The sequence below is a fragment of the bacterium genome, from assembly GCA_024228115.1.
Lineage (GTDB): Bacteria > Myxococcota_A > UBA9160 > UBA9160 > UBA6930.
The window spans coordinates 1-23953 of record JAAETT010000151.1 but is presented as its reverse complement, the minus strand read 5'-3'; the positions used below and the strand labels follow the sequence as shown (position 1 = coordinate 23953).

General features: G+C 66.5%; 21 protein-coding genes. 4 read left to right on the top strand and 17 right to left on the bottom strand.

Annotated elements, in window-relative coordinates; genetic code table 11:
- Window positions 1–32: 32 nt before the first annotated feature.
- The 13 genes from GY937_07390 to GY937_07330 all read right to left on the bottom strand — a co-directional run bounded on the left by GY937_07390 (window position 33) and on the right by GY937_07330 (window position 15009).
- On the bottom strand, window positions 33–878 hold the full coding sequence (locus tag GY937_07390; protein ID MCP5056539.1) for an FtsQ-type POTRA domain-containing protein: 846 nt from the start codon (window positions 876–878) through the stop codon (window positions 33–35).
- Window positions 875–1804, bottom strand: a complete 930-nt coding sequence (gene murB, locus GY937_07385; GenBank protein ID MCP5056538.1) for a UDP-N-acetylmuramate dehydrogenase — start codon at window positions 1802–1804, stop codon at window positions 875–877. Before murB ends, GY937_07390 begins: the two co-directional genes overlap by 4 nt.
- A complete protein-coding gene (locus GY937_07380) occupies window positions 1801–3192 on the bottom strand; it encodes a UDP-N-acetylmuramate--L-alanine ligase (protein MCP5056537.1) in 1392 nt (463 codons plus the stop codon). The genes murB and GY937_07380 overlap by 4 nt, the downstream gene beginning before the upstream one ends.
- Complete coding sequence (gene murG, locus GY937_07375) at window positions 3189–4286, bottom strand: undecaprenyldiphospho-muramoylpentapeptide beta-N-acetylglucosaminyltransferase (protein MCP5056536.1); 1098 nt, start codon at window positions 4284–4286, stop codon at window positions 3189–3191. The genes GY937_07380 and murG overlap by 4 nt, the downstream gene beginning before the upstream one ends.
- Window positions 4283–5461 carry a cell division protein FtsW gene (locus GY937_07370; GenBank protein MCP5056535.1) on the bottom strand — a complete coding sequence of 393 codons (1179 nt, stop codon included), beginning with the start codon at window positions 5459–5461 and terminating at the stop codon, window positions 4283–4285. Before GY937_07370 ends, murG begins: the two co-directional genes overlap by 4 nt.
- On the bottom strand, window positions 5458–6783 hold the full coding sequence (gene murD, locus GY937_07365) for a UDP-N-acetylmuramoyl-L-alanine--D-glutamate ligase (protein ID MCP5056534.1): 1326 nt from the start codon (window positions 6781–6783) through the stop codon (window positions 5458–5460). Before murD ends, GY937_07370 begins: the two co-directional genes overlap by 4 nt.
- Window positions 6783–7856 carry a phospho-N-acetylmuramoyl-pentapeptide-transferase gene (locus GY937_07360; GenBank protein ID MCP5056533.1) on the bottom strand — a complete coding sequence of 358 codons (1074 nt, stop codon included), beginning with the start codon at window positions 7854–7856 and terminating at the stop codon, window positions 6783–6785. Before GY937_07360 ends, murD begins: the two co-directional genes overlap by 1 nt.
- Window positions 7857–9272 carry a UDP-N-acetylmuramoyl-tripeptide--D-alanyl-D-alanine ligase gene (locus GY937_07355; protein MCP5056532.1) on the bottom strand — a complete coding sequence of 472 codons (1416 nt, stop codon included), beginning with the start codon at window positions 9270–9272 and terminating at the stop codon, window positions 7857–7859.
- Window positions 9269–10795: a UDP-N-acetylmuramoyl-L-alanyl-D-glutamate--2,6-diaminopimelate ligase gene (locus GY937_07350; protein ID MCP5056531.1), complete on the bottom strand. Its 1527-nt coding sequence runs from the start codon at window positions 10793–10795 to the stop codon at window positions 9269–9271. The genes GY937_07355 and GY937_07350 overlap by 4 nt, the downstream gene beginning before the upstream one ends.
- Window positions 10795–12918, bottom strand: coding sequence for a hypothetical protein (locus tag GY937_07345; protein ID MCP5056530.1), 2124 nt, complete (start codon window positions 12916–12918; stop codon window positions 10795–10797). Before GY937_07345 ends, GY937_07350 begins: the two co-directional genes overlap by 1 nt.
- Window positions 12915–13292 carry a hypothetical protein gene (locus GY937_07340; GenBank protein ID MCP5056529.1) on the bottom strand — a complete coding sequence of 126 codons (378 nt, stop codon included), beginning with the start codon at window positions 13290–13292 and terminating at the stop codon, window positions 12915–12917. Before GY937_07340 ends, GY937_07345 begins: the two co-directional genes overlap by 4 nt.
- Window positions 13289–14197, bottom strand: coding sequence for a 16S rRNA (cytosine(1402)-N(4))-methyltransferase RsmH (gene rsmH / locus GY937_07335; GenBank protein ID MCP5056528.1), 909 nt, complete (start codon window positions 14195–14197; stop codon window positions 13289–13291). The genes GY937_07340 and rsmH overlap by 4 nt, the downstream gene beginning before the upstream one ends.
- Before the next feature lie 365 nt (window positions 14198–14562).
- Window positions 14563–15009 (bottom strand): division/cell wall cluster transcriptional repressor MraZ, encoded by a 447-nt coding sequence (locus GY937_07330; GenBank protein ID MCP5056527.1) that lies wholly within the window; start codon window positions 15007–15009, stop codon window positions 14563–14565.
- Between the two features lie 472 nt (window positions 15010–15481).
- Between GY937_07330 and GY937_07325 the strand changes: the two genes are divergently transcribed.
- From GY937_07325 to GY937_07315, 3 genes are all read left to right on the top strand, one after another.
- Window positions 15482–16585: an arabinan endo-1,5-alpha-L-arabinosidase gene (locus GY937_07325; protein ID MCP5056526.1), complete on the top strand. Its 1104-nt coding sequence runs from the start codon at window positions 15482–15484 to the stop codon at window positions 16583–16585.
- 188 nt (window positions 16586–16773) lie between these two features.
- Window positions 16774–17715, top strand: coding sequence for an alpha/beta hydrolase (locus tag GY937_07320; GenBank protein MCP5056525.1), 942 nt, complete (start codon window positions 16774–16776; stop codon window positions 17713–17715).
- Window positions 17712–18062 carry a hypothetical protein gene (locus GY937_07315; protein MCP5056524.1) on the top strand — a complete coding sequence of 117 codons (351 nt, stop codon included), beginning with the start codon at window positions 17712–17714 and terminating at the stop codon, window positions 18060–18062. The genes GY937_07320 and GY937_07315 overlap by 4 nt, the downstream gene beginning before the upstream one ends.
- Window positions 18063–18106: 44 nt before the next feature.
- Here the strand turns inward: GY937_07315 and GY937_07310 are convergent, their stop codons facing one another.
- From GY937_07310 to GY937_07295, 4 genes are all read right to left on the bottom strand, one after another.
- Window positions 18107–19831, bottom strand: coding sequence for a hypothetical protein (locus tag GY937_07310; GenBank protein MCP5056523.1), 1725 nt, complete (start codon window positions 19829–19831; stop codon window positions 18107–18109).
- 164 nt (window positions 19832–19995) lie between these two features.
- On the bottom strand, window positions 19996–21135 hold the full coding sequence (locus tag GY937_07305) for a ferritin-like domain-containing protein (GenBank protein MCP5056522.1): 1140 nt from the start codon (window positions 21133–21135) through the stop codon (window positions 19996–19998).
- A gap of 12 nt (window positions 21136–21147) precedes the next feature.
- Window positions 21148–22233, bottom strand: coding sequence for a hypothetical protein (locus GY937_07300; GenBank protein ID MCP5056521.1), 1086 nt, complete (start codon window positions 22231–22233; stop codon window positions 21148–21150).
- Window positions 22233–22655, bottom strand: coding sequence for a hypothetical protein (locus GY937_07295; GenBank protein MCP5056520.1), 423 nt, complete (start codon window positions 22653–22655; stop codon window positions 22233–22235). Before GY937_07295 ends, GY937_07300 begins: the two co-directional genes overlap by 1 nt.
- Window positions 22656–22767: 112 nt before the next feature.
- On the opposite strand from GY937_07295, the gene GY937_07290 reads away from it, so the two are divergent.
- Window positions 22768–23823, top strand: coding sequence for an AraC family transcriptional regulator (locus GY937_07290; protein ID MCP5056519.1), 1056 nt, complete (start codon window positions 22768–22770; stop codon window positions 23821–23823).
- Window positions 23824–23953 lie beyond the last annotated feature (130 nt).

Genomic DNA, 23953 nt, shown 5'->3' with positions numbered 1-23953 from the left:
CCCCCTGTTGAAGACCTGGATTTCGAATCGAATCAAACGCCCTGGCCAAGCGGCCGGTCGTCGTCCTGGGTCACATCCGTGACCGCTTCATCTCCCTGCGGACGCAGGATCACGCGTCCGCGAAAACGCAGATCGAGCTGCACGGCCTCACGGGCCTGGCGCAGATCCGCCTGCACGAGGCGGGCGAGACGAGCGAGCTTCGTCTCGAGCTCTCCCTCGCCTAGCACCACGCGCTGCAGGGTTTCGCCGCGGCGCCAGGCAAAGGCGGGATGGCTACCGGCTTCGTCCTGGCCGACCTCGACGTGGAGAGGTGCGGGCAATCCCTCTCGGGCAAGGCCATCGAGGACCTGGATACCCGCAACGAGGTCCGGGTCCGGGGCTTCGAGAGCTGCCTCCGAACCCGAAGGGCTTCCAGGCGCCGGCGCACGGCGTAGCTCCGGGATTCCACCCGCCGCAGGCGCGGGAGCGAACGCCACGCCGCTGCCGTCGACGAAACGCATTCCTGTGGCCGTTCGGGTCAAGGCTCTGGGTGTGCGCTCCTCGACCCCGACCAGCAAGCGACGCGGCGGCAGGGCCGTCACCCGTGCACTGGCGATCCAGGGATGGCCGGCGATGCGAACGCGAACGGCCTCGAGATCGACGGCGCCGAGCGGTGTTCCCGGGCGGATGCCAGCCAGGACCGCCAGTGCCTCAGGGGCGACACGCTGGTTGCCAGAGAGTTCGAGCGCCGCTACGGCGGTGTGTTGCGGAGCGACCCGGCTTCCCAGCTGGTTCCAGCCGAACGTGCCTACCGCAAGGCCTGTCACTGCGGCGGCGGTCCAGGTCAGCCATCGCGCGATCCGGCGCATGCGTCGGCTGGGAGGTCGTCGGGTCTTCATGAGTGGGTTCTCCCCAGAATCTGCACCTCGGTTTCGAGGCGAATGCCGGTTGAACGCTCGACGTCGCTGCGAGCGCGCTCGATCAGCGTCAACACGTCGTCGGCGCGGGCCCCGCTGCCGACGCGCGTGTTGACGATGAAGTTGGCGTGGACAGGCGAGATCATGACGCCTCCCTGCTGCGAGCCCTTGAGGCCGGCCGCCTCGATCAGTTGCCCGGCGAAGCCGCCCGGCGGGTTCTTGAAGACCGAGCCGCAGGAGGGAATGTCGAGAGGCTGGGTCGCCGCCCGGTGGGCGAGCAACCGTTCGACTTCGGCGCCCACTTCTTCCGGGGTCGCAGGTTTCACCTCGAGCAAAGCGGAAACCACAACCGTCCCGGGTTCGAGGCCGCGCAGGGCGCGATACTCGAACTGCAGCTCGTCGCGCGGGATCCACCGCGGCTCATCGCCGAGGGGTCCGATGACTTCGATCTCCAGGGCGACGTCCCGGGTTTCCCGCGGGCCGATTCCGGCATTCATCGCGATCCAGCCACCCAGGCTGCCGGGAATGCCCGCGCCGTACTCGAGGCCGGAGAGACCGCGATCCCGACAGAAGCGCGTGAGGCTCGCATGGCTCACGCCCGCCTCTGCGAAGATTCGCGGGCCCGGGCGCTCTTCCAGGGCTCGGAAGCGGGAGAGCCGGATCAGCACGCCATCGTAGCCCTCGTCGCGGATCAACATGTTGAAGCCCCGGCCGATTACCCGGTTGCGCAGGCCGTGGGCATGACAAGTCGCCAACAGGCGGGCGAGGGCAGGGCGGTCCGGAGGTGTGGCAAGTGCATCCGCCGGCCCGCCGACGCGAAGCGAGGTGAGGCGGCTCGTGTCCGCCTCGAATTCGACGGCGTCGCCGACCGCATGCTGCAAAGCCTCTCGGACGTCCGGCGCGATCATGCGCGAGCCTCCAGGGCCGCAAGCAAACGCGGGCCAAGGCGCGTGACGTCACCGGCGCCGAGGGTGAGGACCCAGTCGCCGGGTCGCAGCTCGGGGACGAGCCGATCCGGAAGGGTCGCAAGGTCCGCTGCGAAGCGGACATCCCGATGTCCCCGCGCGCGGACGGCGTCGGCGAGGGTCAGGCCTTCGACGCCGGGGAGCTTCGATTCGCCGGCGGCGTAGATCTCGGTCACCCAGACCACGTCCGCCTCATGAAACGCCGCCGCGAAATCCTCGAACAGATCGCGGGTGCGCGAGTACCGGTGGGGCTGGAAGACGACCACCAATCGCCCGGAGTGGACGCCGCGTGCGGCTGCCAGGGTTGCGCGGATCTCGGTGGGGTGGTGGCCGTAGTCGTCGATCACCCGGATCCCGGCGGCGTCGCCCTTGGTTTCGAAGCGTCGCTCGACCCCAGGGAAGCGTGCGAGGGCTTCGCTCGTGTCCTGGAAGGACACGCCCGCCTCGCCAGCGACCGCGACCGCGGCCAACGCGTTCAGCACATTGTGGCGACCGGCGAGGGGCAGATCGATCAGGCCAAGCGCCTGGTCGCCTTGGCGCACCTCGAAGCGGGAGCCGTCGACGTGGAACTCAGGCTCTCCTGCGCCCCACTCGGCCTGGGGAGAGAACCCGTAGGTGCTGCGGCGGCGAGTCAGCCGGGGCAGCAATTCCTGAACGCCCGGGTGATCGAGGCAGACGACGCAGACGCCGAAGAAGGGCACCCGGTTCGCAAACTGCACGAAGGCATCCTGGAGGGCTTCCTCGCTGCCGTAGTGGTCGAGATGCTCGGGCTCCACGTTGGTGATCACGGCGATGACGGGTGCGAGGCGTAGAAAGGAGCCGTCGCTCTCGTCCGCTTCGGCGACCAGGAAGGCGCCCTGTCCGAGGCGGGCCCCGGTGCGTTCGCCAGCCCCGGCGATGCGTCCGCCCACCACCGCGGTGGGGTCGAGTCCGGCGTGCTCGAGCACGTGCGCGATCAGTGAGGTGGTCGTGGTCTTGCCGTGGGTTCCCGCCACCGCGATGCCATCCTGCAGCCGCATCAGCTCGGCCAGCATCTCGGCCCGAGGGATCACCGGGATCCCTTGGCGTGTGGCCTCAGCGATCTCCGGGTTGTTGGCACGGATCGCCGAGGAAACGACGACCACATCCGCAGCGCCGACATTCGTTTCATCGTGGCCAGAGACCACGCTGATACCCAGGGTTCTCAGCCGGTCGACCGTCGGTCCTTCGGCAAGGTCCGAACCGGTGATCGTGTAGCCCAGGCCGTGGAGAAGTTCGGCGATCCCACACATGCCGATGCCGCCGATACCGATGAAGTGCACCCGATCGATGCCGCGAAAGCGCCGTTTCATCGCGAGCCTCCAACGATCTCGCGGCAGGTGACGATGATGGAGCGAGCCGCCTCGGGCCTGCCGAGCTTCGCGGCAAGAGCGCCCATCTTTCGAAGCCCGGCCGGATCATCGAGCAGGTCGAGGAGTGCTCGTTGGAAGGTCGCGTCATCCGGCTTCCGGCTGTCGAGAACCTGCGCCGCACCGCACTCCTCGAGAAGCCGGGCGTTTGCGAACTGCTCGCCGCCGCCCACGTGGGCCAGCGGGACGAGCAGCGAAGCGCGGCCCGCCAGTGCCAGCTCCGCGATCGAGATGGCCCCGGCTCGGCAGACGACCAGCTCCGCCTCCCGGTAGCGTCGCGGCATGTCATGCTCGAAGGCGATTACGCAGGCGTCGACACCTGCCCCGGCGTACGCCTCGGCGACACGCTCGCGATCCGCTTCTCCGGTCTGATGAACGATGCGAACCCGACGCTTCGCCAGCTCCGGAAGCATCGCAAGCAGGGCATCGTTGATCTGACGGGCACCCTGGGAGCCCCCGAACACGAAGAGTCGCCGCGGCTCGTCCTCGGGCACCTGGGCCGGGGAAGCACCAGCGAAAGCGTCGCGCAACGTTCGCCGCAGCGGGACGCCGGTCACCTGGACTCGCTCGGCAAGCTTGCCGAAGGCGTTCTCGCTGTTCGGGAAACCGGCGAAGATGCGCTTCGCATACCTCGCCGAGAGCCGGTTGGCAGCGCCGGGCAGCGCATCCGTGTTCACGAGCACCATCGGCGTTCCGCTCGATGCGGCGGCGAGGGCCGCCGGTGCGGATGCATAACCGCCCACCGAGATGACGATGTCTGCACCGAAGCGCGCGAGCACGCTGCGTGCGCGCCAGGTTGCCCGGAGCAGGGCGCCCACGGCTTGGATTCGGGAGAAGAGCGATCGGCCGATCAAGGGTCGGGAATCGAGCGCGACCAGTTCGAACCCTGCCTCGGGGACGAGCCGGGTTTCGATGCCGCGTTCGGTCCCCACGAAGAGCACCGGCTCTCCGGCCTCACGCAACAGTTCTCCGAGCGCGAGGGCGGGCATGACGTGCCCGCCGGTACCGCCTCCGGCGATGATCCAGCGAAGGGTCATCGCCTGGACCTGCGAGCTGGTGCGTCACCGGCTGGTTCTCGCGCCACGGCGATCAGGATTCCGATGGCTACGCATGAGACCAGAAGCGAAGTGCGACCGTAGGAAAGGAAGGGCAGGGTGAGTCCCTTGGTTGGGAGCAGCCCCATCACGACTGCGGCGTTCATCGCCGCAGGCACGGTGATGAGTGAGGTCATGCCGAAGGCCAGCAGCATCGGAAAGCGGCGTCGGGTGCGTAGCGTGATGCGCAGGCCGGCGATCCAGAGAGCGGCGAAACCGCCGAGCGCAAACAGCACGCCCACCAGACCGAGTTCTTCCGCGACGACCGAGAGGACGAAATCCGTGTGGGCCTCGGGCAGGTAGAAGAGTTTCTGGCGCCCGTCGCCCAGGCCGACCCCGAACCAGCCACCGCGCCCGAAAGCAACGAAGGATTGGACCAGTTGGAAGCCTTCGTTGTTGGCGTTGGCCCAGGGGTCGAGAAAGCCGATCCAACGCCGAAGGGCGTGAGGCTGGATGAAGCTGTAGAGGGCGATGCCCGCGACCCCGGCGACTGCCGGACCGAAGAGGATCCGCAGTGGAGCGCCCCCCACGAACAAGAGCAGGCCCATCAACGCGACCAGGAGGACGGCATTTCCGAGGTCGGGCTGGGGGGCGCATAACAATGCCGGGATGGTCGCGAGGGCCAACGCACCCAGCACACCGTTGCGGGTGAGGGCTGCCTTGCCATCCTGGCCCGAGAGCCACGCCGCTCCCGCCACCAGGGTGGCGAGCTTTGCGATCTCTGCGGGTTGGAACGCGACCCCGATCCCTGGAATGACCAGCCAGCGTTGCGCGCCGTTTGCGGTGTGTCCGATGAGCGCGGTGAGCACCAGCAGCAGAATCGCTCCGCCCCAGAAGAGTGGGGCGGTCCGGTACCAGAGCGTCAGGGGGATGCGGGATGCAACCCACGCCAGCCCCGCCCCGAGGCCCAGGGCGCTCGCATGGCGCAGGAAGTGGGGCGGGATCGTCGCTTCCAGGGCCAGGGGTGCGCTGGCGCTGAAAACGGCGACAGCCCCGAGCGCGGCGAGCAGCGCGACCGCCATGGCAACGGCAGCGATCGCATCGGTGTTGCCGTCGTGCGGGGCGGCCGCCCGGCTCCGTCCGAGCGGGCTTCTGGGTGTCGCAGCGATGCCCCTCACGGGTTCCCCTCCATGCTGAGGGCACCGACGAGTTCCGCAAACCGATCACCGCGCTCCTCGAAGCTTGCGAACTGGTCGAAGCTGGCGCAGGCCGGGGCCAACAAGACGGCGTCGCCCGGGACGGCGAGTTCCGCGGCTCGGGCCACAGCGGCTTCCAGCGTTCCGAGCTGCTCGGTCGTTGCATGGCCGGCCAAGGCGTGTCCAAGAGAGGCCGCGGCCTCACCGATGAGGAGCACCCTTCGGACGCGGTCGAGCGCCGCGCAAGCCAGTTCGTCGAAAGGAAGGCCTTTGTCTCGTCCGCCGGCGATCCAGATCGTCGACCGCTCCATTCCCTCGAGTGCCCGAGCTGCGGCGCCCGGGTTGGTCGCCTTGGAATCGTCGATCCACTCCACGTCGTTGCGGAGGGATATGCGTTCGAGCCGGTGGGGCAGTGGTTGGAAATCGCCGAGGGCGCTGAGCGCACGCGCCGGGTCCGCCCCGATCAGGCAGGCCGAGAGCCAGGCGGCCAGGGCGTTGCTGCGCAGGGGCTCGGGAAGGGGCTCGCCGCCCGGGAGCGGGAAGCGCAGGTCGGTGCCGCCCTCACTGCGGACGAAGCAGCTTCCGTCGCAGCTGGCACCGCGTTCCACGGGTTCCTGGCCGTCGAAGGCATGCACGGCGGCCGGCAATCCGCCCGCCAACTCCCGCAACTGGGAGTTTCGCAAGTTCAGGATTGCGTGGTCGCTCTCGTTCTGTCGTGCGAAGAGCCGGGCCTTGGCGGCCAGATAACCTTCCATGGATTCGTGGCGATCCAGGTGGTCCGGGCTGAGATTGAGCAGCACGCCGACCTTTGGGCGAAATGCGTCCACCGCTTCGAGCTGAAAGGACGAGACCTCGAGAACGGCCACGTCGAGCGCCTGCCCCACCAGCTCGAGGGCCGGTTCGCCAACATTTCCCGCCGCCTTCGCGCGAAGCCCGGCCGCTCGCAGCATGGCCTCGATCAGCCGAACGGTCGTCGATTTTCCGTTCGTGCCGGTCACGGCGATCACCGGAACCTGCAGGAAGCGGAACGCCAGCTCGATATCCCCCCAGGCTCGCTTTGCCTTCGAGGCATAACGTGCGCGGGGGATCCCGGGGCTCGGGATGACCAGATCGAAATCACCCGGATCCGGAAAGACCTGCCCCGCTCGAACCTCGATTCCCGCGGGCAGCTGGCTCGTGTCGACGTCGGGGCGTTCGTCTGCCACGACCACCCGGGCGCCACGTTCCGCACAGAAGCGCGCCGCGCTGGCCCCGGTCATGCCGAGACCCAGGACGAGCACTTTCTGTCCCGTGAGGTCGACCATCAGCGCAGCTTCAACGAGGAGAGCGCGACGAGCGCGAGGATGATCGAGACGATCCAGAATCGAACCACGATCTGTTGCTCGGGCCATCCCAGTTGTTCGAAATGGTGGTGGACCGGGGCCATCCGGAAGACCCGTCGCCCCGTCATCTTGAACGAAGCCACCTGAATCATCACGGAGAGTGTTTCCACGACGAAGATTCCACCGACGACCGCGAGGAGCATCTCCTGGCGGATTACGACGGCAATCGCGCCGAGGGCGCCACCCAGGGCGAGCGCACCGACATCGCCCATGAAGAGCTGGGCCGGATAGGTATTGAACCAGAGGAAGCCGAGGCCGCCTCCGACCAGCGCGCCGCAGAAGATCGCGAGCTGTCCGCTGCCCGGCACCGATTTGATTGCCAGGTAGTCCGCGATCTGGGCGTGGCCGGCTGCGTAGGCGAGGAGCAGGAAGGTGCCGGCCGCGATCATGACCGGGCCGATGGCCAGTCCGTCGAGGCCGTCGGTCAAGTTGACACCATTGCTCGCGGCGACGATCACGAACGCGGCAAGCGGAACGTAGAGCCAGCCCAGTTGCGGTGTGAAATCCTTGAAGAAGGGCACGGCGAGCTCGCCGTCGAAGGCCGGGTCTGCGTAGATCAACAGCGCGACGCCAATCGCGAGGACCCATTGCCAGAAGAACTTGACTCGAGCTGAAAGGCCGGCGCTGCTTCCTTCGCGCACCTTGCGGTAGTCGTCGATGAAGCCGAGCACGCCGTAGCCCATGGTGAGGCCGAGCACGATCCAGATGGCACGGTTCGTAAGGTCGGCCCAGAGCAGGACGGATACCCCGAGTGACAACAGGATCAGGAGGCCGCCCATCGTCGGTGTGCCCTCCTTCGCCTGGTGGTCCGGCCCGATCTCGCGGATGGGCTGGCCGACGCGCAGGCGGCCCAGCGCCCGAATGATCGGGGGGCCGAGCAGGAAGGAAAGGAAGAGGGCCGTCAGCGTCGCGGCCGCCGTGCGAAAGGTGATGTAGCGGAACACGTTGAACGCCGTGAACTCGTCGGCGAAGGGCACGAGCAGATGGAACAGCATTCAGATTTCATCCTTCTGCTTGCTGAGCAAGCCGACGACCTTTTCCATGGCCATTGCACGGGAGCCTTTGACCAGCACCCAATCGCCGCTGCGAAGCCGCCGGCTGAGATTCGCCGCGAGCTCTTCGTGGGTCTTCGCCACGCAGACGTCGCTCGTGGACAAACCGCCAGAGATGGCTGCCTCCGCGAGGGTCTCGGCGTGCTCGCCGTAGGTGAAGAGCGCCGCCACGCCGAGTTCGCCGGCGAGCCGACCCATCGCCCGGTGGGCTGCTTCGGCGGCCGTCCCGAGTTCGCCCATGCTGCCAAGAACCGCGAAGGCCCTGCCTCCGCTGGCGCGGCCCGCGAGGCTGCGCAGGGCGGCCTCCATCGATTGAGGGTTGGCGTTGTAGCTGTCGTCGATGACGACGATCCCGCCCTGTAGCTCGATCTGAGCCATCCGGCCCGAGACGCCTGTATAGGCAGCAAGGCCGCGGACCACGGTTTCCGGGCCTGCGCCGGCAGCGAACGCGGCAGCGGCCGCAGCCAGGGCATTGATCACGGTCGGCTCACCGAGGCCTGCGACGACGGCGGGCCAGCGGCCCGCTTCGGCGACACCGTCCGCGGTCACGAGGTCGAACGCGAATCCGCGATCCCGGGTCGTGCGGATGTTCTCGGCTCGGACATCGGCCGGGTTGTCCCTTCCGAAGCGAAGGATCCGCGCCGCAGTTCGCCCCGCCTGGTTCATCACCCGTGGATCGTCCGCATTCAATACCGCGATGCCTTCCGAGGGGAGAGCCGCAATCAGATCGCCTTTCTCTGCGGCGATTTCCTCCTGGCTTCCCAGGTGTTCGATGTGGGCGCTGCCGACGTTCGTGATCACGCCGATCGTGGGCCGGGCGATCGCGGCGAGCGGCGCAATCTCGCCGCGGTGGTTCATGCCCAACTCCACCACCAATGTTTCGTGGGAGGCCTCTCGCTCGAGCAAGGTCAGAGGCAGGCCGTAGGCGTTGTTCAGGTTGCCCCTGTTCTTGAGGCAGGGCCCGCGCAAGGAGAGGATCGCGGCGCACATCTCTTTCGTCGTGGTCTTGCCGTTGCTCCCGGTGATGCCGATGACCGGGCCATCGAATGCGGCGCGATGGCCCGCCGCCAGGGCTCCCAGCGCTGCCGTGGTATCCGAGACGAAGACGACCGGGACGTCGCAAGCTTCGGAGGCGGCAGTGCCTCGCTCGACGAGCAGGGCGGACGCGCCTCCTTCGAGGGCCGCGTCCAGGTGGTCATGTGCATCGTGATGGGGCCCGCGGATCGCGACGAACAACGCGCCGGTGCTGAGGGTTCGTGTATCCGTCGAGACGGCTCCAAGCTGGACGTCGTCGCTGCCGCTGAACAGGCGACCGCGGGTCCAGCGGACCAGCTCGGCGACGGAGAAGGGGACGCTCAAGAGGTCCTCCCCGCCAGCGCGCGCGCCGCTTCTTCCCGGTCGTCGAAAGGCAGCTTCTCGATTCCGATGATCTGGTAGTCCTCGTGGCCTTTTCCGGCGAGAACCACCGTGTCTTCCGCGCGAGCCATGGCGATGGCGCATTCGATCGCCGCACGTCGATCGATCACCGAGGTGTAGCCTTTTTCGGTCGCGTCGAGGTTCGCCGCGTCACAGCGCTCGAGCCCGCCGAGCCCGGCTTCGACATCCCGAAGAATCGCGGCCGGATCTTCGGTGCGCGGGTTGTCGCTGGTCGCCAGCGCACGGTCGCTCCAGCGCGCAACGGCCTCGGCCATCAGCGGTCGTTTGGCCTGATCGCGGTCTCCGCCGCAACCGAAGACCGTGATGAGTCGGCCCTGTGTGAGAGGCCGCAGGGTGCGCAGCAGCTTGTCGACGGCATCCGGAGTGTGGGCGTAGTCCACGAAGACGGTGGGTTCGTTCGGTCGGCCGCTCGCGACCCGCTCCACACGCCCCGGGACCTGGGGGCAGCCCTCGACACCACGGACGATCGCCTCGTGCGAAACGCCATAGGCGAATGCGACACTCGCTGCGACCGCGAGGTTTTCGACGTTGAAATCTCCAACGAGCGGCAGTTCCACCGCCAGCTCTCCGTCCGGGAGAGCAAGCCGCGCCCGCGTTCCGTTCACACGGACTTCGGATTCGAGGACCCGCAGCTCCGCGTCGACATCCGGGCGCCGCGTCACGCGAAGCAACCGGGCTCCGGCCTGCTCCCCGGCGCGAAGGAAGTGTTCGGCGGAGGGGTCATCGATGTTCACCACCGCCCAACCGCCGGGAACGAGATGATCGCGAAACAAGGCGGCCTTCGCGTCGGTGTAGGCCTCCATGCTCTCATGAAAATCGAGATGGTCCTGGGTGACGTTGGTGACGGCGCACACGGCAAACGGGCAACCCGCGACGCGGCCGAGGGCCAGCCCATGGGAGGACACCTCGATGGCGACCGCCTGGACCTCGCGGGTCACCATCGCGCGAAGCGTTCGCTGGAGATCGAGACTCTCGGGTGTGGTGTTGACGGCGCGTTCGTGCTCCCCGGCGAAACGCACCTCGATCGTGCCGATCAGCCCAACCGAGATTCCGGCCGCTGCCAGGATGGATTCGAGCAGGTACGTCGTGCTGGTCTTGCCGTTGGTGCCCGTCACTCCGAGCAGTGCGAGCTCCCGAGCGGGCTGGCCGAAGAAACGCGTGGCGATGGGTGCGAGGGCACGCCGACTGTCCGGCACCACCGCGAACGCCGAGTCTTCCGTTTCGCCGCTGGACTCCTCGACCAGAAGGGCGACCGCGCCCAGGGCTCTCGCCTGGGCGAGGAAGCGGTGACCGTCGGCGCGCCCACCCCGGAGGGCAACGAAGAGGTCGCCAGCAGCGACCGCACGTGAGTCGTAGGCGATCCCGCGCACGACCGGGTCCTCATCGGAAACCTGCGTCGCGGCCAGGGAGGGCGGTAGTGCGGCCAGCAGTTCGCGGAAGCGCATCAGATGCCCTGTTCGAAGCGTACGCGCACGGCGGAGGAGCCGCCGACGATCGTGCCGGGTGCGGGATGTTGTTTGACGGCCTGTCCGTGGCCATCGAGCACGAGCCGCAGCGAGACGCCGGCGGCCATCGTCTGCACCTCTCCGCGGCTGAGCCCTCGGAAATCCGGAAGCAGGACGCGACCTCCGAGCTGGGCCAGAGGCGTCGGGGCCGTGGGCCGCGCCGCGACCCGCCTGGGTTCGACGGCCGGGCTGCGGGCTCCGGCTGCGTTCTTCTTCGCCACCTTTCCATTCGATTGCGGCTTGGGCCGTGCCGCTGCGACATCCGGGCGGGCGGAAGGCCTGGAGGCGGGACGGGCCACCCGCTTCGCAGTTTCCTTCGCACTCGGGTTCTTCGGCAAGTCGACCCGGGCAAGATCCGGCAGCCCGAGCTTCGGCAGCGCAACGACGCCCCGCTGAGCAAGCGCCGCTGAGGCGACCCGTGCAAAGAGCGGCGCGGCGACGGAGCCGCCACCGTGGATCTTGCCGCGCGGTTCGTCGAGCATGACGGCCATGGCGATCATCGGGGCTTCGGCCGGAGCCGCGCCGATGAACCAGGCCTGATAGTCCTCATGGGAGTAGCGCCCAGCCGCAAGGTCGAGCTTCTGGGCCGTACCTGTCTTGCCGGCGACGGCTACCCCCTCGAGTGCCGCACGCCGGCCGGTGCCGCCCTTGTCCGCCACGACCCCGTGCAGCATGTCCATGACCGTGCGGGCGATCTCCGGGCGCAACACACGACGGCTCTTCGCTTCGGGAGCGGTCTCCCAGAGGCCCCCCGGCTTGCGCCGCGCCGCGATCAGCCGTGGCTGGTGGAACACGCCTCCGCTCGCGAGGGTCGCCATCGCCCCCGCCATCTGAATCACCGTGGCGTTCAGGCCCTGCCCGAACGAAACATTGGCGTGGTCCACCGTTCGCCAGCGCTTCCAGCTGCGCAACAAACCGGCGGATTCATCCGGGAAGCCGCTGCCGCTCCGGCTGCCGAAACCCAGCGCGCGCAGCATTTCATAATGCGGTTGCGCTCCAACCCGGAAGCCGACCTTGGCCGCGCCGATGTTGCTCGAGACCCGCAAGATGCCTGCCGGGTCGAGGAGTCCATGGCCCTTGACGTCGTGGATGAGCTTCCCCGGCACCTTCCAGCGCCCCTGCTCGCAATCGAAGAGCTCGTCGGTGCGCACGGTGCCGCGTTGCAGGGCGGCTGCGATGACGAAGGGCTTGAGCGTGGATCCCGGTTCCGGTGCGTTGAGGAAGGCCCAGGAAGCGGTCCGCGGGTAGGGCGTCGTTCGGAACGCACCCGGGTCGAAACCGGGAGCTTCGGCCAGGGCCAGGAGATCGCCGGTTTGCGGGTCGATCACGACGACGAAACCGCCACGGGATCCGGTCTGCCGAACGACCTCGTAGAGGGCGGTCTCGGCTTCGGCTTGGAGCGTGGCGTCTAGCGTGAGGGCGACATCCCCACCAACGCTGGTCCGCGGGTCGACACCGGCCTTGGGGAGCAAATGCTGCCGGGCGTCGCGTTCGACCACGACCGTGCGCGCCTGCCCCGCGAGCCAGCCATCTTCCATCTGTTCGATGCCGCGGGCACCCAGGCCATCGATGTTGGCGAACCCGACCAGACGCCCCGCCAGGGCCTTGTGCGGATACGCGCGGCGCGGCTCGTCGACCAGGCCGACGCCGGGTAGCTCGAGGGCCTGAACCGCGGCGGCCTGGGACGCGCCGAGCCAGCGATCGACGTACACGAAGGGCGAGCGCTTTTCGAGCCGGTCGAGGACGGTCGCGGTGTTCTTGCCCAGGGCTTTCGCCAGCTTTCCCGCGGTCGCTCGCTTGTCCTTGATCTGCGCGGGGACCGCATAGACCGACGGGGCTTGCACGGTGATGGCGAGCTCCGAGCCGTGCCGATCGGTGATCATGCCTCGCGCCGGTGCCACCCGGAGTACGGTGATCGTCTGGCGGTCGCCCCGCTCGAGGCCGCGGCCATCGATCACCGAGAGATGAGCGGCCCGCACCGCCAGGACACCGAAGAAGAGGAGCAGGCCCACGCCCACGCCCAGGGTTCGCCGTCCGGAATGGCGCAGATCCGCGGATCTCATGGGCGCGCTGCCCCCATTCCCAGGTCGATGACCTTCTCGGGCCTGACGAAGCCGCGCTCCTTGGCGAGGGCATTCAAACGGGTGGGATCGCGCAGTTCACGCAGCCGTACGGTGGCGTTCGCCTTGCGTTCCATGAGCGCGGTTTCGCGCTGACGCGCGGCGTCGAGGTCGTAGCGCACGCGAAGGATCGAGTTCCGCAGAGCGACCAGGAAGAGGGCGGCGGCCAGGACGCCGACGAAGATGGGCAGCCAGGCGATGCGCCCGCCGCGCCGGCGGCGGCGTGTCCGCTTCATGTCGCGGCCGACGAGGTTCTCCGTCCCCTTGGTCGCCCCATCGAAGAGCCGCGCCCGTTTCTGACTCCAGGCCCGACTCATGCTGCCAGCCTTTCTGCGGCCCGCAGGCGAGCCGAACGCGCCCGCGGGTTTCCGGCGATCTCTTCAGGGTCTGGCCGAACCGGTCGTCGCGTGACGCGGCGCAGGCTGGGCAGGATCCCGCAGGTACAGATGGGATCCTTGGGCGGACAGATGCAACCGCGCTCGGCGTCGCGCATGTAGTGCTTCACGATCCGGTCTTCGAGCGAGTGGTAGGCGATGACGCAGAGCCGGCCGCCCGGCGCGAGAACACTCGTCGCCGTGGCCAGTCCTTCTTCCAGGGCACCGAGCTCGTCGTTCACGGCAATCCGCAGAGCCTGGAAGACGAGGGTGGCCGGGTGATGCCGGCGGCCCCCGCCGACCCGGGCTTCGCGGGTCAGGCGGATGAGATCCGCCGCGGTTCGCGGCGGGGCTTCGCGTCGCGTTTCCACGATCGTTCTGGCCAGACGGGCAGCGCCCCGGAGTTCGCCGTAGCGCCGGAACCAATCGGTGAGCGTCTCCTCGGAAGCCCGAGCGAGCAGGTCCGCCGCGGTCTCGCCTCGGCTGGCATCCATGCGCATGTCGAGGGGGGTTTCTTCGGCGGTCTCTTCCGAGAAGCGGAAGCCGCGCGCGGCCTGATCGAGCTGCACCGAGGAAACACCCAGATCGAGGAGTACTCCGTCGACCTGGGAGACACCGCGGGCCTTCAGCACATCGCGGAGTTCACGAAAGGACGCGTGGAGAAGGACGGCGCGGTCGCCGAAGGGCGCGAGCCGTTCAGCTGCAGCAGCGAGGGCATCCGCATCGCGGTCGAGCCCGAATAGCAAGCCATCGGGCGCCGTCTCGCGCAGCAGCGCCTCCGCGTGGCCCGCATAGCCGAGTGTTCCATCGACGAAGGTTCTCCCGGGTTCGGCACCCAGGAGGTTCATGCACTCGGCGAGAAGTACGGGCTGGTGGAGAGGTTCGCTGCTCAACTCGGTCCTGGACCCGGCATCTCGCTCGGGGCCCACCTCGGTGGGGATCGCCGTGCCGCGATCCCCCGTTGCTTGATTCGCGAGAACAGCATCCGCTGCCCCCGCCCAACGAGGATTGGAGACGTGGAGGTTCGGAACCTCTCAACCGCCGGGCGGTTCCAGGGAGGAGAGATTGGGGAGCTCCGGAGCGCGTCTCTGAGTCGCGGGGGCACGCCCCCCAACGATTCCCGCGCGTCTCAGCTCAGCACTCCGGAGACACCCCATCTCTCTTGCCCGGAAGCCTGCGCTTCCGGGACCCCCCCCAAAAAAAACACTTCTCCCTACAAACCCAGCTCCGCGGCGACATCGGAAACCTCGCGACCCTGCTGGCGGATCGATCCGAGTTCCTCGTCGAAGCGGGCTTTGTCCCAGATCTCGATGCGCGAGCCGACGCCCGCGATCGTGACGTCCCGCTCCAGCTGCGCGTGCTCACGCAGATGGGGCGGGATCAAGATTCGTCCAGAGCCATCGATCGGAGACTCGACGGCGCCGGAAATCACCATGCGTCGGAGGGATGCGATCTCTGGCTTCATCTGTGAAACATTCTTGAGGCGTTCTTCGATCGCGAGCCACGTTTCGTGGGCGTAGAGGCCGACGGCGGGGCTATCCAATACACTGGTCAGGAAGGGGGGCCGCTCGTCTTGTGTTTGAAGTTCGTTTCTCAACACGGCTGGGATACTCACTCGCCCTTTTTCGTCCATTGCGTGGAAGAACCGGCCGCGTGCCATCGACTTGCCCTGTCCTTCCACTTCATGCCACTTGCTGCCACGACATCCCTCTTATAGACAGGGATCGGCAGCTTGCCAACCAAAATCTTCGTCTTCATTGAACTTTTTCTAGTCCCCTACAAGATCTTGTGGTGACCAGCCACTCAACCACGACATGTGGGGTGCTCGCTCCGCGGGTCAGGGGCCGCATCAGGGGGCGCGGTGGGATGGCTTCGCGGGGCATTGGCGCGGTCCGCCTCACCTCCTCGATGAGGTGGGTCTCAATCCATAGCCGCCTCGGTCATGGCTTCACCCGCCTCTGCATGGGAGACGCTGCTGGGGGCGGAAGAAGGGCCGGGGCGCTCTTGCATGAGCACACCCGTCGCTGACCCGAAAGACTCATGAATCGGTTGGCGTGGCATTCTCCCCTCAGGAGGGCGCTGCATTGCGGATGGTTTCACATTTTCCGCGACTGAACAGAGCCCGTCCCAGCATGGTTCGAACCGCAGCCCTTGCCGTGGTTGCCCTCGCCCTCCTCACCTGCGAAGACGGCCCGCCGTTCATCGCGGACCTCGAGGAACCGGGCCCGGGCTGCACCGGTAACATCGTCGACCTCGAGAGCCAGGTCGCCCCCATCCACGACCCCGCCATCGCGAAGCTTGGCGATACCTACTACGTCTACTCTTCGAGCCCGCTCGCGTCCTTCTATACTTCCCCTGACCTGGTTACATGGACCGAGGCTGGCCAGATCTTCGATGAGCTCCCACCGTGGGTGATCGAGGAGCTTCCGAACCCGGACCACATCGGCGCACCGGACATCGCCTTCTACCGGGGTGTGTGGATCCTCTTCTACCAGAGCCACATCGGTGGGACTTGCAACGCGGGTATTGGCCTTGCGACGAACGTCACCCTCGACCCAAGCGACCCGCGCTACCAGTGGGTCGACCACGGGTTGATCCTTCGATCGACGCCACTCTTCGAAAACTTCGACTTCATCTGCGGCGTTGACGATGTCTTGTACAACGCAATCGACCCGCACCTGTTCATCGATGACGACGAGACGCCGTGGCTCGTGTTCGGCTCTACGCTCGGCGGGCTCCTCCTGGCCGAGATCGATTCGGAGACCCTGAGGCCCACACAGCACCCGCGCGATTTCGTCGTCCTCGCAGCCCGTCCGCTCCTGCAAGCGGATCCGATCATCGAGGCCCCGTACATCATCCGGCGCGGCGACTACTACTACCTCTTCCTGTCGCACAACAGCTGCTGCAAGGGTGCCGAAACGAAGTACAAGATCCTCGTCGGCCGATCCGAGGCCTTGGAAGGCCCCTACGTCGACCGCGAAGGCGTTCCGCTCATCGCAGAAGGGGGCACTGTTCTCATCGAGCGCGACGGACGCTTGATCGGCACTGGGCACGCCGACGTGTACTCGGAGAACGGAATCGACTGGTTGGTGCATCATGCGTACGACTCCGAGTTCGACTACGAACCGGTGCTGAACATCCGTCGACTGGTATGGGGCGAGGCCGGATGGCCAGAGGCCTGCAACGCTGACGGTACTTCGCCCGATTCGCCTGAAGAGCCGTCCGCTACGGACTGATGCCGCCAAGAATCCGGATTGGCCCAGTGGCATGGGGCTCGTCTACAGGTCGCCGGAATCGGTGGTGTGGGTGTCCACATCGATGATCCAGTCCTGGATCATCGGCTCGCTGTCATCCTGGATCTTCGTCGAATTCGTGTTCATCCAGTTTCCCTCCTCGCACTCGGGCCGCGTGGTACCGTGGCCGCATGCTTCGCCGCCTTCTCCTCGGCCTCGTCCTCCTGATCGCGGGCGCCATCGTGCTGCCTCCGGTGTGCTCGAGCTTCTCCTCGGAGATGCCGCCGGAGCTGCCGCCGCCGGGCCGCCGCATCGCACTGGCCGGAGGCCTGGCGGTGAACCTGATGGAGGAAGGCAGCGGCCCGCCGGTCGTCCTGGTTCACGGCCTGCCGGGCACCGGCTACGACTGGCAGAACACCTCGGCGGCGCTGGCGGCCCGCGGCATGCGCGCTCTCGCCTACGACCGGGTTGGCTACGGCCGCTCGGCCCCGCGGCCGGATCCGGCCAGCCAGGCGACGGTCGGGAACAACGCGGCCGAGTTGCTCTCGCTCCTCGAGGTACTCGACCTGCGCAACGCCACGGTCGTCGGCTGGTCGTACGGAGGTGTCACCGCGATGGTGGCGGCGATGCGGGACCCCTCGCGCATGGGGCGCCTCCTGCTCGTTGGCACCGGTGGACCCGATTCGGCTGAGGCGCAACCGCCCGATCCCGGCGGCTTCATGCGGTTCCTCTACTCCGATCCGGTCCTCGCCTGGCGCAGCCGGGTGCCCGCGGTCGGACGCGCCCTGATCTCGGTGCTCAGCACAGTGGCGTTCAGCGAGAAGCCCATGCCGGATTGGTGGATCCCCAACGTAACGGCCAACTTCTCGCGCTGGGAAACCCTGCTGGCCTACCGAGGCGAGATGTTCAGCATCCCCAGCGGCGACGCCTCGTTCCCCGTCGAGAGCATCGACCTCCCGACCCTCCTGCTACACGGCGATGACGATCGGCTCGCGCCGCTGGCGATCCCCCAGTACCTGGCCGGCGTGATCCCGGGCGCAGAACTCAAGGTCTACCCGGGCGGAAGCCACATGCTCCCGGTGCTCCAGGGGGAGGCAATCGCCGACGACATCGTCGGATTCCTCGGGCGATGAAGATCACCCGCATCTATTCCGGCGACGACGGCGAGTCCCACTTCGAGGATGTGGACGTCCCCTTGGACGATCACGGAGCGATCGGTGCGATTTCCACCTTGAAGGAGGCGACCGGCATCGTGTTCCGCGAGACGGAGGGGGACTACGACCTCGGCTTCCACACCGCGCCGCGGCGCCAGTACGTGATCAACCTGGACGCGGCGGTCGAGATCGAGATCGGCGACGGTACGAAGCGCGTGCTCGGCGCCGGCGAGATCCTGCTCGCAGAGGACCTGACCGGCCGCGGACACAAGAGCCGCTCGGTCGATGGCCGGCGGCGGCGGTCCCTGTTCGTGACGCTCGACTAACGTCCACCCTCGACCTCCCTGCGCCGCGGGCTCGACGAGCGGAACTACTCGGCCAGAGCGATGATGTTGGCGGCGCGATCGAGTCGATCCGTCGAGCCTTCCTTGATGCGCTGGCACCGGCCAGCAAGGTCGATCATGCGTCGGTTCACCCAGGAAGCTGCGAGATCGAGCCGACGCGGATCCGCCTGGGCCTGCTTCAGCAGTTCGGCGCCTGCGATCACACTCGCGACCACTTCCGCCAGGGACTGCGCGGACATGAGCGCGTAGTTGAAATCGGCCATCAGTGCGCTCGAGGCGTCGAGGATCAGCGACATGCCCTCCAGTACGCGATCCGCGGGTTCCTTCAATGCCGGATCCTCGAAGGCCTTGAGCTCCTTCTCCAGCGTCTCGAAGACCACGCCGAGAGCGCCCTTGCCGATCTCCTTGAGTGCGAAGGACACCTGGATCTCGGACGTACCCTCGTAGATCGTGGTAATGATCGCGTCGCTGTGGAGCTTGCCCACCTCGGACTCGGCCATGAATCCGAGACCGCCGTGGATCTGGATCGCTTCGCGACTGATCTCGTCAGCGGCTTCCGTGCCCATGTACTTCGCGAGCGGGGTGAGCAGTCGGATTCGCGTGTCGTTGCGATCGACGAGTGCCTCGAGCTCGGTGCGCTCTGCCTCGGACTGGCCCCCGCGCGCGAGCGCGATCCCGATGGCGCGATTCTGGTCGACCAGCGAACAGGTCCGATAGAGAAGCGCACGGCTGCCCTCGAGTGCCAAGGTCATCTTTGCCAGCCGATCCTTCATGAGTGGTTGCTCTGCGATGGGTTGCCCGAACTGGATCCGTTCCTTCGCGTAGGCGATTGCCACTTGCAGCGCGGCTTCCGCGATGCCGATTCCCTGGGCGGCGACGCCGAGACGCGCGTTGTTCATCAGCGAGAGCATCGCCTTGAAGCCGTCGCCCTTCGTACCCACGAGGAAAGCCTCGGCGTGGTCGAACTGGACCGCCGCCGTCGGCGAGCCGTGGATGCCGAGCTTCTCCTCGAGGCGAGGCACGCTGATTCCGTTGCGCTCTCCGGAGGGCAGGGTGCGTGGAGCGAGATACAAGGAGAGGCCCTTGGTCGTTCCTTTCGACGCCTCGAAGGTGTCGTGGTCGCGTGCCAGGACCAGATGGATCTCGCAGCCGCCGTTCGTGATGAAGATCTTCTGGCCGTCGAGAAAGATGCGCCCCTCTTCTTCGGTGGCGCGGGTGGTGATCGCGCCGAGATCCGAACCCGCTTGCGGTTCGGTGAGATCCATCGCGCCCATCACGTCGCCCGAGGCGAAGCGCGGCAGATAGGTCTCCTTCAACTCGTCCGATGCGTACTGCTGGATGTCCTCCGCCACTCCGGCCTGGAGCCCGAGGATCGTCATCAGGCCGGCATCCGCGCGGGAGACCATCTGCAGGAGCACATTCGAAACGAAGCTCGAAAGCGCGAAGCCGCCGTACTGCTCCTCGACCCCGAAGCTCACCAGCCCAGCCTCGCGGAGCTTCGCGAGGGTCTCCGCAATATGCGCCGGGTACTTCACGACGCCGTCCTCGAGCGTCGCGCTCTCGTACCAGCCGGCGCGCAGCGCGGGTTCCTGCTCTTCGCAGATCTGGGCGCCGGCCGCGAGGATGTCGCGCAGAGCTCCCTGCTCCGCCTCGACATCGCAGTCGCCGCCCTTGCGCCAGCCGAAGTAGGCCTCCCAGTCGATGAGTTCCTGCAGGTAGAGGAGAACCGCGTCCCCGAGATATGCGCTCATGGTCGCCTCCTTGCGAGAGCCGGCAATCAATCGTCGTCAGAAGGATAGCCGACACGGCTCGGCGACGACTCCGGTTCTCAGGGCCCTGGGCCCTCTTCCCCAGATCGAAACACGGGTAGTTCAATGGGCGACGGGGCGATCCAGATTGCGCCCGCCTTCCGAGTTCAGGCAGGTAGCGCGGGGTCCTGCTGTTTCAACGATATGGCCGCAAGCAAATCGCGGAACTTGCTCCGTTCGATGCGCTCGCCGAATCCGGCACGCTGCAATCGCTGAAAGTACTCCTCGACCTGCTTGATCTGCAGCGTGCCGACGATCTCGACGCCCTTCTTGATCTGTTCCGGTGAGGTGCCTTTGCCCGCGAGCACGATCATCGCCTCGAACAACGCGGAATCGAACTGCTTCAGGCTGAAGTTCTCCGCCTCATCGAGAGCCGCGTGCAGTTGCTCCCGGCGTTCCGGTGCCTGGTCGACGATCCACTTGAGGTGCTGGAGGCCATACGAAACGTGGCGGGCCTCGTCCTGCATGACGAGCTGGAACATGCGCTTGTCGAGGGCAGTCGGCGAGATGAACTCGCTGAAGCGGAACATCGTCAGGATGTTCCCCTCGGCGAGCAGATGCATGAAAGCGCTCGCCTCGCTGTAGGTATCGCAGTCGAGGATTGCCTTGAGCGAGTGTTCGGCTTGCGGGCTCCCCTGCATCAAGCCAACGCCGCCGGCCAGCGCTCGCTTGCGGAAAACCTCTGCGTGACGCGCTTCGTCCATCGCCTGCCCAGCGAGGAAGCCCTTGACCTCGTGAAACTGGTTGTTCATCCGCCAACACCACTTCGCAGGCAGATCCGTCGCAACCATCTCGACTTCCGTCAACATGGTGCAGAGCTGTGCGAACGCAATCTCGACCTCGAGCGGCACTTCGTATTTGTCGAGATCGCGCCAGGGAATATCGGTCGTTGCGTCCCACTGGCGGCTCAGGGTCTCCTCGTAGAACGAAGCGACCTTATAGGCCCACACGTCACTCTTGCGATTGAGCTCCGGCCCCATGTCAGCCTGGTCGGCCACATCGTAGCTCGCACCTCGCGGGGCAATGCCTCGCGGGCCGCGCGGAACCTCCTCGAGATCGTCATAGCCGTAGCTCCCCTTGTTCAGATCGAGGTACGTGAGCCCGCGCTTCTTGTTCTCCGCGTGGATCTCGACCTGCTCTGTGCCGGCCTTCATCCATCCGAGATCGAGGTTGCCTTTGCGGATATCCTTCATGCGAAGAACGAAATCGTCATTCGCCAGATAGTCGGTCGATCCGTAGTAGCTCATGATTTTTCCTGTCTAGCTATCGAGTAGTTTCAGGAAGGCCGGAAGCGGGCTGCGGTCCTGGCGCTCGCCGAGTCCGGCGGCAATGCAGCGCTCGAAGTATTGCTCTGCGGCCCTGCGGTAGAACGCGGCCACGGACTCGACACCGCCCGAGAGCACGATCAGCGGCTCGATGAGTTCTCGCGAGCCGAGGTAGCCGACGAGCCCATTCTCGACGAGATCCAGGTGATCATTGACGATCTCGACCTGGGAGGGACGAGTGCCCACGAGTTGGCGAATGTGATCGACGCCATACGCGATGAAACGCGAGGCGTCTTGCACGAGCCGGGTTCCGAGGTAGGTGTCGGCGGCATTCGTCGACGAGAACTCGAAACGTCTTCCGAGGCTTTGAACGAAGGAAAACAGAGTGAGGTTCAGCGCTGCAGACGCCAACGGGTAGGTATCCGACTCCATGATGATCTTGAGCAGTTCACCGAGCTCCCGAGAATCGCATCCCAATGCGCCCTGGCCGTAGAGCGCTCGCTTGCGGAAGGCCTCAGCCAGCCGCGTCGCGTCGAACATCTGCGCGCACATCCAGTATTTGATTTCGTGGAAATCCTGGTTCATCAACCAGACCCAGCGGGAGGGCACATCCGTGGAGACGAGACCGATCGAGGTCAAACCGGTGCACAGCTGGCGGATCGCCACGTCCTCTTCGGAGCTGAGCGACGCCTCGTCCAGCGCATCCCAGGGCACGCTGCGGGCCGGCGCCCAGCGTCGAGACTTGCTTTCCTCGAACAACACCGTTGCTGAATCGGCCCAGACATCGCTCTTTCGGTTCAGTCGGTAGCCCAGCGACGGCAAGCCTTCGGGCAGGACACCGCCGCGAGGAGTCATCGAGAAGTGACGCCGGATGATCTCCGGTATCGCCGAGGGCCCGTAGTACGGATCGTCGTTGATATCGTCCAGCGTGAGACCGCGACGCGCCTGGCTGGGACGGGCGGTCATGGCATGAGGACAGTCCTTCATCCACTCCAGATTGAGGTCGCCGCTCATGACCCGCATCACTTCGGCGATCAGATTCGTGTCCTCCGAGAAGTCCTTCGGTCCGATGTAAGACATCAGCCCAGCTCCACATCGAGGTGCTGGGCCTCGTCCAGGAACTCCTGGATCGTCGCCATGAAGCGATAGAGACGGTCGTGGCCTTCCGGGTCTTCGTATTCGACCTTCATCACGTCGCCTACATGCGTCAGTGTATTGATCGTGTGCGCAGCATCCGCACCCCCGTTCGCAAGTACGGACGCGAACATCTCCTTCCACAACTGGACCGGCGCAGTGAGAACGAAGTCGAGTGAAGCCGGATCATTCGTTTCATCGACCTCCGTGCACTCGTAGACCTCGAACGCGATCCGATACAGATCGTCTCCGACCCGAATGCCAAACGTGGTGTCGCAGACGCCGAGTTTTTCGAACACATCTGCGTCGTCCTTCGCGCGCTGTTGCAGCGCCCTGAAGAACTCGAGGGACGGAAATCGAATGCTCATGTGGATCCTCTTGTTGGTTGCCCGGGACCACCTGCACCACGGGCGCGAATGCTCGCCATCTTGCCGATCATATCCGTGGGCGGAGCACCAACATTGATATTTGGTGCCAGGTATGGGCCCCATCATCCGACTGAATTCGAGCGTTGCGAGGGCCGCGCTCGAATTCGTGGCAGCGGCGGGCGGGCCGGCCCGGTCGCTGCGGGACGAAGCCGGGATCACGGCAGCCGACCTGGCGAACCCAAGGCGTATGCTCGACCTGCATCGGGTCGTGACCCTGTTCAACGCCGCGGCTCGCGAGCTGGGCGACGACGCTCTCGGCCTCCACGTAGGCGCGAGCTTCGGGCTCGCGACCCTGGGCCCCTTTTCCTATGCGGTGCTCAACGCTCCGACCGTGGCGGTCGGGCTTGCAAATCTCGCTCGCTACTCGGCGGCGCTGGGCCAGGGGCTGGGGACGCCACCCCTCGAGGTCCGCGGCGAGACGGCAACGCTGGAGATTCCCCGGATCCCAGCGGCCGATCGAAACGCCCTGCGACACCTTGCGGAGGCCGGTCTCGTGATGCTCGTCCGCATGATGCGGCGCCTCAGGGGGCCCGACTGGCAGCCACACGACGTGTCATTCCAGCACGACGCGCCCTCGGACCCCCGAGAGCACGTGGCAGCGATCTGTCCGCGCCTGCGCTTCGGTTGCACCGTCGCGTCGATCTCCTTCGACGCCCGCGACCTTCGCGCCGAGGTACCCGGCGCAGATCGTTACCTGCTTCCCATCGCCGAGCACCAGCTCCAAGATGCTTTGGAGCCGACAGAGGGCTCGGACCCCTGGCTCCGCGATGTGGAGATGCTCGTTGCGAGCCGGGTCTGCGACGGACACCCGCCCATCCGATCGGTGGCGCCTCAGCTCGGACTCAGCGTGCGCACCCTTCAGCGCCGTCTGGAGGAACGCAGCATTCTGTATCGGGATCTCGTGGCACGCGTGCGTTTCCAGCTCGCGCGCCGCTATCTCGAAGAGACCGTGAACGACCTGGAGGAGATCGCGTTCCTGCTCGGCTACTCGGAGCTCAGCGCGTTCGACCACGCTTTCCGGCGCTGGACGGGTCAGACGCCCCAGGGGTTTCGCCGAAAGGCGCGCGCGCCGACGACAGCCGCACATCGGCGGAGTCAGAAGGTCTAGCCCGGAAAATTCATGAAGAAGTCTCGTTCTTGAATTGAAGAAGGCCCCAGTTGCGGTAGAAACGTGTTGCGACACCCGTTTCCCCTCAACAAGGGCCCCTTCATGAAGCCGGATTCTACCGCACAGACTG